Raw genomic sequence first — 18,578 nt, 5'->3', positions numbered from 1 at the left:
AAAATAAAAAGCACATTTCCCCTTCTTAATAAAAGGGGATTTTTTTACTTCACATTACAACTTTCACATCTCCCCTGAATCAAAATCTGTGAAACTTCAATTTCTCGATTTGGAATTGGTGGAATTGTAACTTCAATGGATAAACAGTCGACTTTTCCACAACTTACACATTGAAAATGCGGATGCATATCCGTATGTCCAGCTTTTGAACAATCATTACATTTCGCATACCATTTTATTCCACTATTATCTAAAAAAGAATGTAAAACACCATCATCTTCCAATTTATCCAACACACGATAAACCGTTGTTTTATTAATTTGTGAACTAAGGCGTTTGATTAATTCGATTGCAGAAATTGCATTTGATTTTTCTTGAAATTCATTTAACAGAACCTCTACAGATTGTGTTTTTCTAATAATTCCCATATCGCAAATTTATTACAATTGAGTTGCATTAACAAATTTTATTCCTATATTTGCAACTCAGTTGCATTAATTATATTAAATAGTGAAAATAACATTACATAAACCAGATACATTTGGAGTAATTGCAGGAACTTTATGCATGATACACTGTCTTGCAACTCCAGTACTTTTTATCACCCAAGCTTATTCTGTGGGGAATCATGAATTAGCACCAGATTGGTGGAAAAACTTAGATTATGTCTTTTTATTCATTTCTTTTTTTGCTGTTTATCGCTCAACACAAACGTCTTCAAAGAAATTTATGAAACCTAGTTTATGGATAAGTTGGGTGTTATTGTTTGGAGTGCTTATCAATGAAAAAATAGAATTATTCAAGATTGCTGAAGTATTTACCTATGTTGCAGCTTTAATTCTTGTTGGACTGCATTTATATAATCTAAAGTATTGTCAATGTAAATCGGAAGAATGTTGTGTAAATAATTATAAATAATATTAGTCAAAATTCGAATAAACATTCATTTTTTAAAGCAGCATACGCAAAAATATTTGAATTAATAGATAAAATATGCTCATAAATTGAATTTTAAAACTGTTATCTTAAGGAATGTTTTTCAAACTTTTGATTGATGGATTTTGAATAGTAATTGAGGACTTTCAGAAATTAGGATTTTTATTTTATTGAATAACTTTAGTTTTATTTTTTTGGTATTATTAATAGACATTGGAGGAAAATTAAGTAAATGGAGAAATTTTAAAATTAGTTAAAACGAAAGATAATTACAGATGTAAATAATTTTGTTGTGATTGGAATCCATGTCCAAATAGAATGTAAAAACAATTGAGTATATAATTAACCATTTCTGACAATTACTTTATCCCCTTCTTTTTGGAGGGGATTTTTTTTTAATTCTGTTAAAATTAAAATGAATTCTTATATCTTGGTAATTATTAAATTTCAAATCATGGCTAAGAATAAGAAAAAAAGAATCTTTCAATTTTTGTTAATTATCGGAACTGTAATTTCTTTATTTTATGTTCCATGGATTTTGGTTTATGCTTGGATTTTACCTTTACCAAATTCTATTCAAGAAGAAGTAAACAAAGCTGTTGATCACGGATTTGATGCAACAATTGTTTATATTGATGAAGCTGGAAAATCTCCTACTTTTTATGCTTCAGGTTGGCACGATCCAAAACAAAAAATTCCTGCAAATCCTCATGCTTTGTTTAAAATTGCTAGTATTAGTAAATTATATGTTGCTGTTGCCATAACAAAATTAGCAAATGATAAAAAAATTGATTTACAAAAGACAGTCGCTGATTATTTCCCTGAATTAAAAGGTAAAATTGAAAATATTGATAAAATAACTATCAAAATGTTAGTGCAACATCGTAGTGGAATTCCAAATTTCACAAATTATCCTAATTATTGGGCAAATCCGAAAGAAACAAGTAAAGAAAAACTAGCTTTAATTTATAATCTTCCTGCTAATTTTGCTCCAGATGAGAGTTATGAATATAGCAATACAAATTATTTACTTTTAAGAGATTTAATGAATAAAACTCTCGGTTATTCTTTTCATCAATATATTAAAGAAGAAATTTTAATTCCATTAAATCTAAAAAACACTTTCGCTTCTCTTGATGAAATTGAAAATTTAGATAAAATTGTTAGTGGTTATCATGTTGGATATGATGTAGATTTAAAAACAGATAAACAAGGAATGATCGCTACTGCACAAGATGTTGCAACTTTTCTAAGAGCTTTAAATAATGGCTCTTTGTTTAAAAATGGAGAAAAAGAAATCTATGACGAACTTTATATTTATAATCATACTGGATTAATTCCTGGATACCAAAGTATTGCAAAATATCATAAAGATTTAGATGCTGTCGTAATTCAATTTACAAGTCCAACAGATTTTAAGGGTTTTAATTGGAATTTATCTGAGATTATTTATAATCGAATTGTAAAAATATTACGTAAAAAGAAAGATTGATTGTTTTAAAAGTTTATTTTTGAAATAAAAAATATGTCTATTCCAGAAACAGCTTATATAAAATTTTATGAAAATTCTAATGAATTAGTAAAGCTTGGATTTGAAAAAATAGAGGTTACAGAAATTTCCATTACTTATAAATCAACCGATAATTTAATTTTAAAAATTGAAGAAAATGGATTTGACACTCCTCTAGTTTCTCTTATAAATCAAAACCTTGATTCTATTGTTTATTTAAATAGAAACCTTGAATATTATATAAATTCAAAAGTTCCTGTTTGTAGAAAATATTTAGATTTATATCCTAAATATGATTTTAAATATGAATATGATTTATTAAAAACATATTATCAGGAAATTTCAACTATTATTCAGTCACCTGATGATTTTTTGCATTGGGAAAAAAATAGCAATTTAATAGCGTTTTTTAATGAATTAAGTATCGATTTAGAAAATATTAAATTCAAAAAAGAACAAAAAAACATTCAAGATAAAAATTCGGTAGCTTGGAAAAAACTTTGTGAATATGTAGAAATTATTCATAAAAATGAAGACAAAATATTTAGACCTATAGATTATTTAGGGGATTTATATTTTGAAATTCATACACTTCCTAAATCTATTTCTAAACTTGATAAAGTAGAAGAAGTAATATTATACGGGAGCCAAATTAAAAGAATTCCACCAGAAATTTCAGAAATGAAATCATTGAAAGAATTTACGCCTTATACATCTTATTTTTTACATTGGTTTCCTTATGAAATTACAAAATGTAAAAATCTAACATCCAGTACAATTAGTACTCGAGCACTTTTTGGAAATTATAAGAATCGTTTAACGTTCCCAGATCTTTATGATAACCCTGTACGATATGACGAAAATGATTCCGTAAAATGTAGTATTTGTGAAAAAGATATGACCCATGCTGAAACTGATCAATATTGGATTACTTTAAAAATTGCTACAGATACAGTTCCTTTACTTGCAAATATTTGTTCTGAAAAGTGTAAAGAAGAATTACCAAGTCCAGCAAAAGGATATGTTCAAAATCCACATAAAGGTGGAAAAAATTTAAAACAACCAACTTATGAAGAATGGGAAAAAGAAAATATGAAAAAAGCTACCAAAATTGTTAACGGTGTTGAAGTAGAAATAGAAAATACTTGGATCATAGAATTATAAATCTTTTCTAAATATTATTCTTTGCTTTTCTTTTATGAAATTTTAGCTTTGCCCAAAATTTTTAAATCATGCATCCTTTACGCAAACATATTGAAGAAATTGTAAAACTTACGGATTACGAATTCGAATTTATTTTAAGTCATTTTGAAACGATAAAAAGAAGAAAACATCAATTTATTGTACAAGAAGGTGAAATTGTTCGAAAAGAATTTTGGGTAATTAAAGGTTGTTTGAAAAATTATTTTTTAGACGAAAATGGAAAAGAACATATTCTGCAATTTGCTATGGAAAATTGGTGGATTACAGATTATGAATCATTTACCACTCAAAAAGAATCAAAAATTTATATTGATTGTATTGAAGATTGTGAATTGCTTTATATTTCTTATGAAAATAGAGAAAAACTAACTTCTGAAATGCATAAAATGGAACGTTTTTGGGCTAAAAAAAGTAAATACGGACGAATTGCTTTACAAAATAGAATATTATCACTTTTAAAAAATTCAACCAAAGAAAAATACAATCTTCTTTTAGAACAATATCCTACACTATTTCAAAGAGTTCCAAAAAAAATGATTGCAGCATATCTTGGTGTTTCTAGAGAAACATTGAGTCGATTAAACAACTAATTTTTTTTATTTTTTTGAAACTAATTAAAAATCTGTTTTTGATAATTAAACATTTAAGTCATTCATTTTTTTCTTGATAAAAAAACGAATCAAAAAAATCAAGACTTTATTTTTTTAATCTAAAATCTACAAAATTTGAAAAAGACTCAAAAAACTCGCTAACGCTCAAACAGTTTCTCGTCTTTCTTTTTCAAATTTCTTGATTTTTACGATTAAAAAAATAGGTCATTTAGTTTTACTTTTTAAAAGTGACAAACATCACATTAAACTTGTGATTTTCATCCTTAGAAAACTTCTTACTTCACCACAACTTTGTACCATAATATTTAAACAAAAAAAGTATGCCGTACATTAATATTAAAGTTACAGATGAAAATGTAACAAATAAACAAAAACAACTTTTGATTGAAGGAGTTACAAAAATTCTTGTAGATGTTTTAGATAAAAAACCAGAAACAACTCACATTGTAATTGATGAAGTTCCTATTACAAATTGGGGATTTAATGGGGAACAATATGCACAATCTAAAAAATTTAAAAATGAAAAATAAAACAGTAATTATCACAGGTGCTTCTTCAGGAATTGGAAAAGAAATCGCAAAACATTTTATTGAAAAAGGAAGCAATGTCATTATGAATTCCTCTAATTCTGAGAATCTACAAAAAGCATTTTTAGATTTAAATTCTCCTTTAAATGCAATTTATTTCTCTGGAGATATTAGTAAAAAAGAAACTGGAGAAAAATTAGTTGCTTTGGCGATGGAAAATTTTGGTTCTGTGGATGTTTTAATCAATAATGCGGGAATTTTTTCACCAAAACCATTTTTAGAAGTGAAAGAAAATGATTTGGATATGTTTTGGAATGTCAATTTAAAAGGAACTTTTTTTACTTCACAAGCGGTAATTCCTCAAATGTTAAAACAAAAAAATGGTTCTATTATCAATATCGGAACTGTTTTAGTAGATCATGCAATTAGTGGTTTCCCTGCTTCTGCTCCCTTAACAAGTAAAGGTGCAATTCATGCTTTTACAAGACAATTAGCAACAGAATTTGGTAAAGATAATATCAAAGTAAATACTATTGCTCCTGGAATTATTCGAAGTCCTTTACAAAAGAAAATTGGTGTTGAAAATGCGGATAGTTTAGCAGGTTTACATCTTTTAAATAGAATTGGTGAAGCAAATGAAATTGCAGAAGCTGCTTATTATTTAGCGACTTCTGATTTTATAACAGGAGAAACTATTAATGTTGCTGGAGGGCATACAATCGGACATTCCATTTAATCAAATAATTATATGTTTAAAGAAGAAATCACAAAAATAGAAAAGCTTATTTCTACATATTTTGAAGGAATTTATGAAGGAAATGTTCAGAAATTGGAAACATGTTTTGATTCTAAAACACAACTTTATGGAATTATTAATGAAAATTTCTATTTCAAAAATATCTCTGAATATTTAGAAAGTGTAAAAACAAGAAAAAGTCCAAAAGAATTAAAAGAATCATTTCAAATGAAAATTCTTGGAATAGAAATTCTTGGGGAAATTGCAATGGTGAAAGCGCATGTTCCAATGTTGGAATATAATTATTATGATTATTTAACTTTAATTAAAGTGGGAAATCAATGGAAAATTACACATAAAATTTTCACGAATATTATTACATAGTTTGACCTAATTTTATTTTAAAGCAGCATTTTTAAAAAATGCTGTTTTTTTATTTTCGATATTTATAAATAATAAATAAATTCATTTAAAAAACTTGATCACTTTTATTAGTAATCAAAATAGAGTTAATACATTTGAAAAAAAATCAGCAATGCATAAAATTATTTTACTTTTTTTATTTTTAATCACACTTACTTCTTTTAGTCAAACTACAAAAAAATTTGCTTCAATTGCTACACAAGAAGTGACGGCTAATGCAGAAGGAATAAAGGAAATTAGAGAAAATTTTCAAGTTTTTGTTGGACAAAATGGTGTAGATCAATTAGATGTAGATATCATTTATGATAAGGCTTTTTTCGTTCCTTTTATGATGAAAATAACAACTAAAAAATTGGGTGATAAAATTTCGTATCAAGATGTTTTAGATGCAATTTTAGAATTTAAAAAAGAAACTTCTTTTCAAAATATTCGAAAAATATATCCAACTGTTCAAAAACTAGAAAAAAAACCAGCAGACATTCAAAATTGGGAAGAAGATAAGCTTTTATTGGAAAAATTAGGAATTCCTAAAAGACAAATTGCGGAAATTCATGCGGAACTTAAAAAAAATACAAACCCAAGTATTACTTATAAAGAATTTCTTAATAATCTTCAGAAAAAGAAATGAAAAAAATTGTAAAAATTGCTTTTTGCTTATTCACTTTTGTGATTTTAAGTTGTAATAAATCGAAAGAATTTACTTCAGAAGGAAAATTCGTAAATGAAGAAGTTTATTTAAATCAATCGACTGAGGAATCTACAAATATTTCCTTAAGAAAATTAATTAAAAATGGAAGAATCGGTTATAATGTTCAAGATTTAAAAGTCTCAAGAGAACAAATTTTTCAGGCAACCAAAAAATATGGAGGCTATATTTCATCAGATGATGAATATAGAAATGCAAAAAATCTTGAAAACACAATACAAATTAGAGTTCCATCAAAACATTTCGATGCTTTGATGAAAGAGGTAACTACTGGTATTTCAAACTTCAATTTTAAAGAGATTTCTATTCAAGATGTCACAGAAGAATTTTTAGATGTAAAAGCAAGATTAAACTCAAAAAAAGAACTAGAAAACAGATATTTAGAATTATTAAAAAAAGCGATTAAAGTTTCAGAAATTTTAGAAATCGAAAAAGAGATTAATAATTTAAGAACAGAAATTGAATCCATCGAAGGACGATTTTACTATTTACAAAATCAAATCTCCTACTCTACTTTAACTATTGTTTTAAAGAAATACGATCCAAATAATTCTGGTGAATTCAATAATAAATTTAGTGAAGGGATTCAAAATGGTTGGAAAAATTTTGTTTGGTTTTTTATTGGTTTAGTGAATATTTGGCCATTTATTTTAGTTTTTATTGTTCTAATTATTTTCATAAAAACTTATAGAAAAAGAAGAAAGAAAAAGAAATAATTTTGTCGTATTATTCATAATAAAACCATTTCTACATTATATATTATCATTATTTAAAATGGTATTTAGTATTTAGAATAATAACACTATATTTGCCGCATTATTAAATACAATAAGAAATTAAGAAAAATGGCAACAAATAGAACATTTACGATGCTTAAGCCTGATTTCATTAGAAAAAGGACACACTGGAGCAATTTTAGAAAAAATCTCTTCTGCAGGATTCAAGATTGTAGCGATGAAACAAACGCAAATGACAACAGCAGATGCTGAAGCTTTCTATGCTATTCACAAAGAGCGTCCATTCTTTGGAGAGTTAGTTGAGTACATGACTAGAGGACCAATCGTTGCAGCTATCTTAGAAAAAGAAAATGCTGTTGAAGATTTTAGAGCTTTAATTGGTGCTACAAACCCAGAAGAAGCTGCTGAAGGAACTATCCGTAAACTGTATGCTGCTTCAATTGGAGAGAATGCTGTACACGGTTCTGATAGCGACGAGAACGCTGCTATCGAAGGAGCATTCCACTTCTCAGGAAGAGAAATTTTCTCATTATAATAAAGAGAAATAAAAATATTTTAAAATCCATCATTAATTTGGTGGATTTTTTTTGTTTCTAATTAACCTTTTTTCTTGATAATCATAGTTTAATAAAAAAAGTTGATAAACATTTTCTCTTCAAATTCACTTGTAATTCCTTAGTACCATCTAAATGATTGCTTATTTGTAATCTATTTTAAAGAATTTCTTTTGTTCTACCACAAATGAAAAAGAAATAATAAATAGTAGAATTCCTTTATTCATGTTATTTTGTTAAATTTAATCGCAAAAATCAACAAAAAAACATACCTAATGTTATGAATAAATCTTCTTCCATTTTACTTCAATTTTTATTGTTATTTCTCTTCTTCTCTTTTCATAAAACATTTGCACAAAAAGTTATTAGTTATAATCTTAAAGCAAGACATTTTTCTAATTATCCTTTGATTTATAATAAAACGCAACCAATTAGATTAATGGCTGAAAATGTTCCAGCAGATTCGATTTATATTAAAAGTAATGATGCAGAAATTGATCAAGATCCAAATTTTAAAAATATGTATCATGTTATTCCGAAAAAAAAAGAATTGATATTTTTCGAAGTTTTTAAAATTAATAAAAATGATACCATTTTTGTTGATAAAATTTATTATTCTGTTCGAGATGATTTAATTTATTTTCCAAGTTTAATGTATCATGGAAATCTTTTTGAAAATACTATTTCTCTTAAAGAAATCGATTTCAAAAAAGCCAAATTTTATGCAGATACTTTAGACGATGAAGTCTGTTGGATTTATAATATGAAATTAATTCAAAGTTTTAGAATTTTAATTATAAAAGAAAATGGTGAAATAAAATCAATTCAAAATAACAGTTTTGATTTTACAGAAGATTCATTAAAACTTCTCGAAACACTTGAACCAAAAGACAAACTTTATTTTATTGACATTTTGAGTAAAGTTCTGAGAAGTACAAAAACAATTAAGTTAAAACCAGTTGAATTCCTTATCACAAAATAGTTTATTATGAAAACCTTTTTATCACTACTCAACACACTAATTTTCCTTTTTTTATCTTTTATTCACTTTTATTGGGCATTGGGTTTTACACTTTGGATTAATTTTGCTTTACCTACAAATAAAAATGGAATCCGAGTTTTAAATCCTTCTAATTTTGAAACAATAATAGTTGGAATTGGACTTTTATTTTTCGCTTTTCTTTATTTTTTAAAAGCAATAAATAAAAATTTCAACAATAAAATAATTCGATTTTTTTATTGGTTTATTCCAATTATTTTCTTGATTCGTTCTATTGGAGATTTTAAATATGTTGGATTTTTTAAAACCGTAAAAGGAACTGAATTTGCGAATGCAGATGCAACAATTTTTTCACCACTTTGCCTCTATTTAGCAATTTCTGGTTTTATAATTCTTTATTTATCAGAAAAATAAATAACTGATTTAAAAGATATTACAATAAAAACAATAAGTATTTTAAAAGATTCATCTATAATAAAATAAGAGTTTAAATATTTTTCGATTTTAAATTTAAAGGAAATTAAAACAATTCTCTTTTAAATCTTAAAAAATAAACATAATTAACTGATTTTCAATTTTTTACATCAATATTTTTCTTAAATTAGGACTTATTAACATAAAAATTATTTAAAATGAGAAAAAGTCTTTTAATTACATTTGTATTAAGCTTAGTTTTAATCTCTTGTGAAAAAGAAGAAGCGACTGTTGAAAGTCAAAATCAAAACAACATTGAAAATCCTATTTTAGATAGGCAAATTCATCAAGATGCTACAAATCCAAATATATTTGCAAAACCTGTAAGTATTATTGGAGATTGGGAAGCAAAGTGTAGATTTCATACACAAGTGCAAACAATTCAAATTCACTTTAATCCATTTTTTAATTCTACGAGTGCTTATTATTACAGAATTGCTGGTACAAATGATCCTTTTAAATTAGTTTATGATTTGAATGGTCAACCTGTAATAACAAATCAGCAAGATGTGACAATTCAATTTATTCCAGACCCAATGCAAATTGATGATACATGTTATGAATTTATGTTCAAAGAAATTATAGGAACACCACCTTCTGAATTGGAATATTACGGAACTGATTATGATTGGAAAAAAGCACTTTTAGAAGAAAAATTTGTATTTAAATATTGTTGTAAAGAATTTGAAGTAAAAGATCCAGATATAGGTTTTGAATAAAAATCCAAAAACTATTCAGAGTTTTAAAGCTCTGAATAGTTTATTTTTCTTTTTTTATTATTTCTGTCAATAATTTTTTCGCTCGCAACAACTTCACTTTTACATTATTCAAAGGCTCTCCAATTGCTTCAGAGATTTCCTTATAACTCAATTCTTGAAAATAACGTAAATGAATCATTTCCTGATAATGTGGCTTTAATTGTTTTATATAACCTAATAATTCCGCCAAGTTTTGTTCGATAATTAATCGATCTTCTGGAGAAGGAGCATCATCAGAAATACGATAAATTTCACCTTTTTCTTGTGAATTATTTATAGAAATTGTTTCTGTTTTTTTCTTTCGATTATGATCAATTAAAATATTATGAGAAATTGATAATAACCAATTTTTAAAGGCAAACTTCGGATTGTACAAATCTATTTTATCAAATGCTCTTGAAAAAGTTTTAATCGCAATATCCTCTGCTTCATCTTCATTTTTTGTCTTTGAAAACTGAAAATGATAAATATCTTTCCAATACGTATTTAATAATAAATTAAAAGCTGACTGTTTTCCTTCTTTCGCCTCCTGAATAGCTTTATTAATCTTTTCTGAATTCACCAATGATTCGGTTTTGATAAATAATTTTTAATTGCAATATATAATTGTGTGGAAATAAGTGTTAATTCTAAAATTGGAATTAATAAAATTAAATCTTTCTCTTTCAACTTATAAGCCGCACAACCTAAACTAAGATAATGAAAAATAAATCGAAAAAGAATTAATCCTAGAACAAATTCCCACATATATTGATCTTTCAACAACAATATTGCCAAAAACCAAAAGCCTATTTGTGAAATATAAAACAATCCTAACAAGCTTTGATGTAAGAATTTATAATGATTCGCTGTACTTATATGTCTTCTCTTTTGACGAATCCAATTTTTAAAACTTGTTTCAGGTTCAGAAATTGTAAAACTATCTTCTGCAAAACAAATTGCAGTATTTTTTCTTGTGGCAACTTCATTGATAAACAAATCATCATCACCTGACTTCACTTTCATATGTTTTACAAAACCGTTTACTTGAAAAAACGTTTCTCTTAAATAAGATAGATTTCGCCCAACTCCCATATAAGGAATTCCAATTTTTGCATAAGAAAAATATTGGGTGGCAGTCATTAAAGTTTCAAAGCGAATGATTTTGTTTAAATAAGATTTTTTAATCTTTCTATAAGCTCCATAGCCTAAAACAAGAGATTTATTTTCAGAATAATTACAAATCATTTCTGAAATCCATTCTTTAGACATCACTTCACAATCTGCATCTGTAAATAACAAATGTTCATTTGAAGCAGCTTTAATACCTAACGTTAAGGCATATTTTTTAGTTCCCCAAAACTGTTCATTCTCAAAAACATTGACAATTTTAAGTTCAATATTCTTCTTTTCAAACATTGATTTATTCGCATCACGAAATTCTTCCATGACATTCAATGTTTCATCATGAGAGGCATCGTTAATTAAAACAATCTCAAAGTTTGGATAGTTTTGGTTGGCAATTGAAGGTAAAAACTTTTTTAAATTTTCGGCTTCATTTTTGGCACAAACGAGCACGGAAACAGGGGGCTTGTTAGGATTCTTTTTCTTAGGGTTGGGGGTTGAAAAAGTAAATCTTCCAAAAATAAATAGATAATAAAAAAGTTGAACGATTATAATTACTATAAAAGTAATGAATAAATATTCAAGCATTTAATCTATAGGATATTGTTATTTATTTTCGCAATCTTCCGGCATTTTTCCACAGAAACCACAAGGTTCGTTATCTTTATTTAAAAAAGGACTCTGACTAGCACATGTTCCAGCAAATTTCCCATCTTTTTTCGCCCAAATTTTTATTGCAATACCTGCAACTCCAACTCCTAATAATACGGCTGTTATGATAAATAGTTCCATAATTCAAGGGTTTTTTGAAATGTTCTGCAAAGATACGAATTCTTCAAAAGAAATAGCAATTTCTATTTTGAAAGTTTTATAAAATCTAAATTTATCTTTTATTCCAATTTTAAAGAAGCGTATTTTTTCTATTTATTTTTAAATTTAAACTTAAAATTCATTACGACATATTTTGACGATTAAGCATTATATCTTTGCTGTAAAGAAAAAGGAAATCTTTTCTAATTCAATTTAGTTTCATTTATAAGTTTTTAATCGATTTTGAAATTAGAAAAGTGGTTTTACAGTTTGTACTGTTAATTATGTGATTAATTTAAAATGCTATGCGGGAAAAAGGAACTTTTTGTTCCTTTTTTTGTTGTGATTTTTTTAACCTCATTATCAGTTCTTTTCATGTAATTTTAAATAACAAATCAAAAAAAGTGAAATCATGAAAAATTGGATCTATATTTTTTTCCTAACAATTCCTTTTCTATCTTTTTCGCAACAAACTGCGATTCCTGATGTAAATTTTCAAAAAAAATTACAGGAAATGGATATCAATGTAGAAAATGGAAAAATTGATAATGAAGCTGTAAAAGACATTACAAAACTTTCGTTAGCTGGTTTAAATATTGAATCTTTGGATGGATTGGAAGCTTTTACAAATTTGAAAGTTTTATATTGTCATGATAATAAAATTACTTCTTTAGATTTAAGTAAAAATCCGAATTTAACTTTCATTGATGCACATAATAATCAAATTTCAAGAACTAATTTTACAAACAATCCGAAATTAGCACAACTTGGAATTTCAAACAACAATCTTTCTTCTATTAATTTGAAAAAACTAACAGATTTAAAAAAATTATTTATCAACAATAATCACTTAAAAGAATTAGATGTTAGTCAAAATTTCAATCTGACAGATGTTTATGCTTTTTACAACAAATTAGTTTCTGTTAAAGCAAATAATGGGAAAAAATTCGACTTTTTTGATGTTTCAAATAATCCTGATTTAAAATGTATTGAAGTGTTTAACATTACTTATGCTGATGAGAATTATGTGAAAGATAATGATGCAAAATTCAGTGCAATGTGTAGATAAATTAAATCTTATAAAAATTATTTATATATAAAGCTTATCATTAAAGTTTGATGAGCTTTTTTATTTTAATCTGGATAATAACTCCATGAATTCCCATCACTATGTCTATAAAAATGAGAAGTGTTTTTAGAACCTACATAATATAAAACACTAAAATCATCTTGATTAGTTTTTTTATCATAATGAAAGTGTTGACTTAAATTTGGATTTTCAAATGTATATGTAGTAATATCATTTGGAAAATATCCTTTGGATTTTTTATGCTGATAAATAAATTCTACAATATTAGCTCCCTCCTCTTTTAATGCTATTAATTTTATTCCAAGATATAATTGTTTTGGAATCATTATTAAACCAATCACTAGAAAAAGAATAATAGAAAATGCCTTTTTCTTTTTTAAAAACAAAATAAAAGGAATACTATTTAAGCTAATCAATCCATAATAAATTCCTCTATTAATAGAACCTAAAGTTTCAAAAGCAAGTTCTGAAGCGATAATTTCTAAAGTTATCAGTGTGAAAAATAAAGTAAAATATTTAATATTAAGTGTTGTCATTTTCTAATTCATCTTTTAAATCAAAACAATTTATTCTTTATTAAAACATTATAAATGAAAAATTATTATAAGTAAAAGATTGTATAACAAAACACATCTACATCTGGATAAAACACTTCTACACTTGAATAAAACACATCTGCATTTGGATAAAACAAAAAAGAACGACAAATCTAGTTTATCGTTCTTCCTTTAATTCAATATTTTGAAAAATAAAACTTATTTATTTTCCTTATAAAAAGATTCTAATTCATCTATATATTTTTGCTTTGTTTCTTCGTCTAATAAGCTATATTTAAATGAATTCTTAGCAAGTTTATACAAGTCTTCTTTAGTTAAATCTAAAGCTTCATGAATTTCTTCATAATTTTTATTTACTTGTCCACCAAAATACGCAGGATCATCAGAATTAATAGTAACATTTAATCCTTTATCCATCATAATTTTTAAAGGATGCTCTTTTAAATCTTTAACAACTTGTAAAGCTGTATTTGAAAGAGGACAAACTGTTAAAGCTAAATCTCTTTTTACAATTTCTTCTACCAATTTATCATCTTGCAATGAATTATTTCCATGGTCAATTCTCTTAATCCCTAAAATATCAATAGCTTCCCAAACATAATCCGCATCTCCTTCTTCACCAGCATGCGCCAAAGGAATATATCCTTCTTTTACAGAAGCTTCAAATACATTTTTAAATTTTGAAGGTGGATTTCCTTTCTCAGAAGAATCTAATCCAATTGCCGTAATTTTCTCTTTATGAGGTAATGAATGTTTTAAAGTTTCAAAAGCAGCTTCTTCAGATAAATGACGAAGATAACTCATAATCAATAAAGAAGAAACTCCCAATTTTTCTTTTGCATCCTCACAAGCTCTTACAATTCCATTAATCACAGTATCAAAAGAAACACCTCTTTCAGTGTGTGTTTGTGGATCAAACATAATTTCAGTGTGTCTGACATTCTGTGCTGCACATTTTTCTAAATAACTATAAGTTAAATCGTAAAAATCCTGCTCATGAATCAAAACTCCAGCACCTTGATAATATATATCTAAGAAATCTTGAAGACAATCAAACTTATATGCTTTTTCAATTTCTTCAACAGAATTAAACGGAATAGAAATATTGTTTCTATTTGCTATTTCAAACATCAAAGAAGGCTCAAACGTTCCTTCAATATGTAAATGCAACTCCGCTTTTGGAAGTTGCGCTATAAAAGATTTCATATTATTCGTCATATTGCAAATTTAAGAATATCCTTTAGAATTCAATAGTTTCTAAGTTGTAAAATTCTTCTGAAAAAAGGATAATTATTTATTAAAAATAGAAATTCAGTTTTAAAATTATTCTCTTTCTTATTTATGAATTAAATTCTATAATTTTGAATTAAAAATAGAAATGACACAAAAACAAATTAGCATTTTAGGATGTGGGTGGTTAGGCTTTCCTTTAGCTCAATTTTTAATTGAAAAAGGATCTATCGTAAAAGGAAGTACAACTTCAGAAAATAAGTTAGAAGTTTTAAAAAAAGAACAAATACAACCTTTTTTAATTTCTATAAATGAAGAAAAAATTGAGGGAGATATTGAAAACTTCTTAAAGGGTTCTGAGATTATTTTTATCAATTTTCCTCCTAGAAGAATTCCTAATATTGAATCTATTTATCCAAAACAATTAGATTTAATTTTAAAGTATCTAAAACCAAATCAAAAAGTAATTTTTATTAGTTCTACTTCTGTTTATCAAAATACAAATGGAATTGTTACAGAAGATTTAGAAATTCAACCTGAAACACCTTCTGGAAAAGCTTTAAAAAAGTGTGAAGAAATTTTACAAAGTTTCGAAAATAAGACTACAATAGTTCGCTTTTCTGGTTTAATGGGAAAAGATAGAAAACCTGGAAGATTTTTAGCAAACAAATTGAATTTAAACAATGGAAACAATCCAATAAATATGATTCATTTAGAGGATTGTATTGGATTGATTAATCAAATTATTGAAAAAGAATTCTGGAATCAAATAGTCAATGGTTGCGCAGATAAACATCCTACAAGAAAAGAATTTTACACAAAAGCAGCAGAAAAATTGCATTTACCCCCTCCTACTTTCTCTAAAGAAAATGGTTCGTTTAAAATTGTTTCTAATAAAAAATCAAAAGAAGAATTAAATTATTTATATCAATTTTCAAATCCGCTGGATTGTCTATAAAAAAAGGAGAAACATTTAAGTGATGTTTCTCCTTTTTAAATTTATCTTAGTGCTTATTTTATTGACTTCCGCCACTTCCACCTCCATCAGAGCCAGAACCTCCAGAAGATCCTCCGTCTCCACTTCCAGAACCGCTTCCGCTATCACTTCCACTTCCATCAGTTGGTTGATCTGCTGGTTCAGAACTTGTACTTCCTTCTTCTGTTTGTTGTTCTTGAGTTTCTCCTTCTCTTTGTTGCCTACTCTTCTCACTTTCTTTATCTTTTTCAGCACGACCAAACTTACCTCTGTCATCTTTTCCATTCGTAACTTTGTTCCAGATTTTAATCTTATCATCTGCTGATAAACCAGAAAGAATTTCTACATTAATTCCATCAGAAAGACCAAGTTTTACATCTTTTCTTGTAAATTCTTGGCTTCCAGTTTCAATTTCAACAAAAGGTTGGTCTGTTTTACTATCAAACTGTAAAACAGCTTCTTTAATTGCTAAAACACTATCTCTTTTTGCAAGAATAATATCAGCGTTTGCGCTATATCCTGCGCGAATAAAGTTTTTATTATCTAAAGTCATATTTGCTTTGATAATAAACTGAACTGCTCCACCTTCTTTACTTCCTTGTGGTGCGATAAAGTTTAATTCAGCAGGGAATTTTGTATTAGGAATTGCTCCAATTGCAACTTCTAGTTTTGTTCCATCTTTTAAAGCACCAACTTCAGATTCATCTACTTTTCCTTCAAAAATCATTTTATTTAAATCAGCAATCGTCGCAATAGTTGTACCTGCATTAAACGAGTTACTTTCAATCACTTGATTTCCAACTTTTACAGGAATTGTAAGAATTGTTCCAGAAATTTGCGCTGTGATATTTGTATTTGCCAAACGTTTTAAATCATTTGAATATCCTTTTTTGATAACTTCCAAATTAGATTCTGCATTTCTCAAAGCTTGCATAGCGTTGTTATATGCTAATTCAGCACTTTCAAAATCTTGTTTTGAAATTACACCTTTTTCATATAATCTTTGATTTCTTTCAAATAAGATTTTCTGATTATTAAATTCAATTCGTGCATTTTTTACAGTTCCATTTGCACTATTTAAATTTGAAATATTCGGAACCACACGAACTGTTGCAATCAGATCTCCTCTTTTTACAACTTGCCCTTCTTCCGCATGAATTTTCTCAATAATTCCAGGAATTTGCGGTTTAATTTCAATTTTTTCTAAAGGAATAATACTACCGGTTGCCACTGTTTTCTTTACAATATTTGTATAAAATGGCTTTTCTGTACTATATATAGTTGGCGATTTACTATTGTTTCTAGCAAACATCACAAGAACAGCAATAAATGCAATCAATATAATACCTATAATTATTTTTCTCCTCATCTATAAATTATTTTTCAATCTTAAAAACTATTCTTCTCTTAAAGCATCAATTGGTTTAATAATAATGGCACGATGCGCAGGAATTAATCCAATCAATGAACCCATTAAAATCAACGTTAATAATGCAGCTAAAACTGTAGGAATACTTACAGAAGCATTAATTAATACAGGATCTGGAGATTTTTCAGAAATTGTATTAATAATATAAAGAACAAATCCTCCGAAGATAATTCCAATAATTCCTGCAAACAATGTCAGACTGACGGATTCCAAGATAATTTGAATTTTGATTTCCAATGGTTTTGCTCCTAAAGCTCTACGAACTCCTATTTCTTTTGTTCTTTCTTTTACGGTAATTAATAAAATATTTCCAATGGCAAAAACTCCTGCAATTAAGGTAGAAATTCCCACGAAAATTGTTAAAAATTGCATTCCAGATAAAAACCCTGTAAGCTTTTTAAATAATTCTCCAAAATTAAAACTTCCTAAAGCTCTGGTATCATCTGGATTTATATCATGTGCTATTTTCAGTAAATTTTTAGCTTCTGATTCGACTTGATTAATATTATAATTTGGATTTGCAGTAATCATCATCCAACTAATATCGTTTCCTTTATTATAAATTTCTTGAAAAGTTGTAAAAGGAATATTTATATCATCAGAAGGTCCATTTCTACTATTTTTATTTAATCCAACAATTTTAAAATTGATTTCATTAATATTTATATATCTACCAATAACATATTCACCTTCATTAAACAATTGTCGATAAACATCTGTAGAAATCACACAAACTTTTCTTCTTTCTTCAATATCTAATTGATCTATAAAACGACCAAAAATTAAGTTTTGCTTTTGTACCTCAGCCAAAAAAGGATAATCACCACTAATTCCAAAACTAACTCTCTTAGTGTTGTATTTTACAGTACTTGTAGTTTGATTTCTTGGCACAACATATTCAACACCATCTACTCCATGTTTTACAATATCTACATCTTTCAAATTTAGAGTAATTGGCCTTCCTTTTTGAAAACCTTTAAAAGGTTTACTTGTTGTTTGCGCCCAAATAAAAACACTATTGGTTGCGAAATCACCAAGCTCTTGATCAAATTTATTTTTTAAACCACGAGCAGCTCCTAGAAGAGAAACCAATAAGAAAACACCCCAAAATACTCCAAGCATCGTAACAGCTGTACGAAATTTATTCTTTCGTAAAACCTCAAAGATTTCTTGCCAAGTATCTTTATCAAAAACGTTCTTTACCATA

Annotated in this window: 22 protein-coding genes and 1 pseudogene; 15 read left to right on the top strand and 8 right to left on the bottom strand. The window is 26.8% G+C overall.

Features of this window, described 5'->3' with window-relative positions:
• Positions 1-44: 44 nt before the first annotated feature.
• Positions 45-428: a Fur family transcriptional regulator gene (locus I1A51_RS11140; protein WP_196893878.1), complete on the bottom strand. Its 384-nt coding sequence runs from the start codon at positions 426-428 to the stop codon at positions 45-47.
• A gap of 82 nt (positions 429-510) precedes the next feature.
• On the opposite strand from I1A51_RS11140, the gene I1A51_RS11135 reads away from it, so the two are divergent.
• From I1A51_RS11135 to I1A51_RS11075, 13 genes and pseudogenes are all read left to right on the top strand, one after another.
• Positions 511-918, top strand: a complete 408-nt coding sequence (locus I1A51_RS11135; protein WP_196893876.1) for a MerC domain-containing protein — start codon at positions 511-513, stop codon at positions 916-918.
• 472 nt (positions 919-1,390) lie between these two features.
• The gene (locus tag I1A51_RS11130) at positions 1,391-2,428 is read left to right on the top strand and encodes a serine hydrolase domain-containing protein (protein WP_196893874.1); all 1,038 of its coding nucleotides are present in this window, start codon (positions 1,391-1,393) and stop codon (positions 2,426-2,428) included.
• Positions 2,429-2,461: 33 nt separating this feature from the next.
• Positions 2,462-3,610 (top strand): hypothetical protein, encoded by a 1,149-nt coding sequence (locus tag I1A51_RS11125; protein ID WP_196893873.1) that lies wholly within the window; start codon positions 2,462-2,464, stop codon positions 3,608-3,610.
• Between the two features lie 68 nt (positions 3,611-3,678).
• Positions 3,679-4,239 (top strand): Crp/Fnr family transcriptional regulator, encoded by a 561-nt coding sequence (locus tag I1A51_RS11120; protein WP_196893871.1) that lies wholly within the window; start codon positions 3,679-3,681, stop codon positions 4,237-4,239.
• Between the two features lie 341 nt (positions 4,240-4,580).
• Entirely contained in the window at positions 4,581-4,790 is a 210-nt protein-coding gene (locus I1A51_RS11115) for a tautomerase family protein (RefSeq protein ID WP_196893870.1), read from the top strand.
• Positions 4,780-5,523: an SDR family NAD(P)-dependent oxidoreductase gene (locus tag I1A51_RS11110; RefSeq protein ID WP_196893868.1), complete on the top strand. Its 744-nt coding sequence runs from the start codon at positions 4,780-4,782 to the stop codon at positions 5,521-5,523. The genes I1A51_RS11115 and I1A51_RS11110 overlap by 11 nt, the downstream gene beginning before the upstream one ends.
• A gap of 12 nt (positions 5,524-5,535) precedes the next feature.
• Positions 5,536-5,907: a nuclear transport factor 2 family protein gene (locus I1A51_RS11105; protein ID WP_196893867.1), complete on the top strand. Its 372-nt coding sequence runs from the start codon at positions 5,536-5,538 to the stop codon at positions 5,905-5,907.
• Positions 5,908-6,058: 151 nt separating this feature from the next.
• Complete coding sequence (locus tag I1A51_RS11100) at positions 6,059-6,574, top strand: hypothetical protein (RefSeq protein WP_196893865.1); 516 nt, start codon at positions 6,059-6,061, stop codon at positions 6,572-6,574.
• Positions 6,571-7,368 carry a DUF4349 domain-containing protein gene (locus I1A51_RS11095; protein WP_196893863.1) on the top strand — a complete coding sequence of 266 codons (798 nt, stop codon included), beginning with the start codon at positions 6,571-6,573 and terminating at the stop codon, positions 7,366-7,368. The genes I1A51_RS11100 and I1A51_RS11095 overlap by 4 nt, the downstream gene beginning before the upstream one ends.
• A gap of 129 nt (positions 7,369-7,497) precedes the next feature.
• Positions 7,498-7,924, top strand: a pseudogene (locus I1A51_RS11090) (nucleoside-diphosphate kinase).
• Positions 7,925-8,223: 299 nt separating this feature from the next.
• Complete coding sequence (locus I1A51_RS11085; protein WP_196893862.1) at positions 8,224-8,925, top strand: hypothetical protein; 702 nt, start codon at positions 8,224-8,226, stop codon at positions 8,923-8,925.
• Positions 8,926-8,931: 6 nt separating this feature from the next.
• The gene (locus I1A51_RS11080) at positions 8,932-9,357 is read left to right on the top strand and encodes a DUF3995 domain-containing protein (RefSeq protein ID WP_196893860.1); all 426 of its coding nucleotides are present in this window, start codon (positions 8,932-8,934) and stop codon (positions 9,355-9,357) included.
• 218 nt (positions 9,358-9,575) lie between these two features.
• On the top strand, positions 9,576-10,136 hold the full coding sequence (locus tag I1A51_RS11075) for a hypothetical protein (protein ID WP_196893858.1): 561 nt from the start codon (positions 9,576-9,578) through the stop codon (positions 10,134-10,136).
• A gap of 40 nt (positions 10,137-10,176) precedes the next feature.
• Here I1A51_RS11075 and I1A51_RS11070 read toward each other — a convergent pair whose 3' ends face one another.
• The 3 genes from I1A51_RS11070 to I1A51_RS11060 all read right to left on the bottom strand — a co-directional run bounded on the left by I1A51_RS11070 (position 10,177) and on the right by I1A51_RS11060 (position 12,071).
• Positions 10,177-10,737, bottom strand: coding sequence for an RNA polymerase sigma factor (locus tag I1A51_RS11070; RefSeq protein ID WP_394369306.1), 561 nt, complete (start codon positions 10,735-10,737; stop codon positions 10,177-10,179).
• Positions 10,734-11,732: a glycosyltransferase gene (locus I1A51_RS11065; RefSeq protein WP_317192849.1), complete on the bottom strand. Its 999-nt coding sequence runs from the start codon at positions 11,730-11,732 to the stop codon at positions 10,734-10,736. The genes I1A51_RS11070 and I1A51_RS11065 overlap by 4 nt, the downstream gene beginning before the upstream one ends.
• Positions 11,733-11,885: 153 nt before the next feature.
• Positions 11,886-12,071 carry a membrane or secreted protein gene (locus I1A51_RS11060; RefSeq protein ID WP_196893852.1) on the bottom strand — a complete coding sequence of 62 codons (186 nt, stop codon included), beginning with the start codon at positions 12,069-12,071 and terminating at the stop codon, positions 11,886-11,888.
• 430 nt (positions 12,072-12,501) lie between these two features.
• On the opposite strand from I1A51_RS11060, the gene I1A51_RS11055 reads away from it, so the two are divergent.
• Positions 12,502-13,158, top strand: coding sequence for a leucine-rich repeat domain-containing protein (locus I1A51_RS11055; RefSeq protein WP_196893850.1), 657 nt, complete (start codon positions 12,502-12,504; stop codon positions 13,156-13,158).
• A gap of 65 nt (positions 13,159-13,223) precedes the next feature.
• Here I1A51_RS11055 and I1A51_RS11050 read toward each other — a convergent pair whose 3' ends face one another.
• The gene (locus tag I1A51_RS11050; RefSeq protein ID WP_196893848.1) at positions 13,224-13,715 is read right to left on the bottom strand and encodes a hypothetical protein; all 492 of its coding nucleotides are present in this window, start codon (positions 13,713-13,715) and stop codon (positions 13,224-13,226) included.
• A gap of 219 nt (positions 13,716-13,934) precedes the next feature.
• The gene (locus tag I1A51_RS11045; protein WP_231374016.1) at positions 13,935-14,942 is read right to left on the bottom strand and encodes an adenosine deaminase; all 1,008 of its coding nucleotides are present in this window, start codon (positions 14,940-14,942) and stop codon (positions 13,935-13,937) included.
• 172 nt (positions 14,943-15,114) lie between these two features.
• Between I1A51_RS11045 and I1A51_RS11040 the strand changes: the two genes are divergently transcribed.
• Positions 15,115-15,924: a Rossmann-fold NAD(P)-binding domain-containing protein gene (locus tag I1A51_RS11040; protein ID WP_196893844.1), complete on the top strand. Its 810-nt coding sequence runs from the start codon at positions 15,115-15,117 to the stop codon at positions 15,922-15,924.
• A gap of 58 nt (positions 15,925-15,982) precedes the next feature.
• Here I1A51_RS11040 and I1A51_RS11035 read toward each other — a convergent pair whose 3' ends face one another.
• A complete protein-coding gene (locus I1A51_RS11035) occupies positions 15,983-17,311 on the bottom strand; it encodes an efflux RND transporter periplasmic adaptor subunit (RefSeq protein ID WP_196893842.1) in 1,329 nt (442 codons plus the stop codon).
• Between the two features lie 27 nt (positions 17,312-17,338).
• Positions 17,339-18,577, bottom strand: coding sequence for an ABC transporter permease (locus I1A51_RS11030; RefSeq protein WP_196893840.1), 1,239 nt, complete (start codon positions 18,575-18,577; stop codon positions 17,339-17,341).
• Between the last annotated feature and the right edge of the window lies 1 nt (position 18,578).

Source organism: Aureivirga marina (genome assembly GCF_015767265.1).
In the GTDB taxonomy this organism is placed as follows: Bacteria; Bacteroidota; Bacteroidia; order Flavobacteriales; family Flavobacteriaceae; genus Aureivirga; species Aureivirga marina.
The sequence above is the reverse complement of the archived record's forward strand: the minus strand, read 5'-3'. Positions and strand labels throughout refer to the sequence as shown.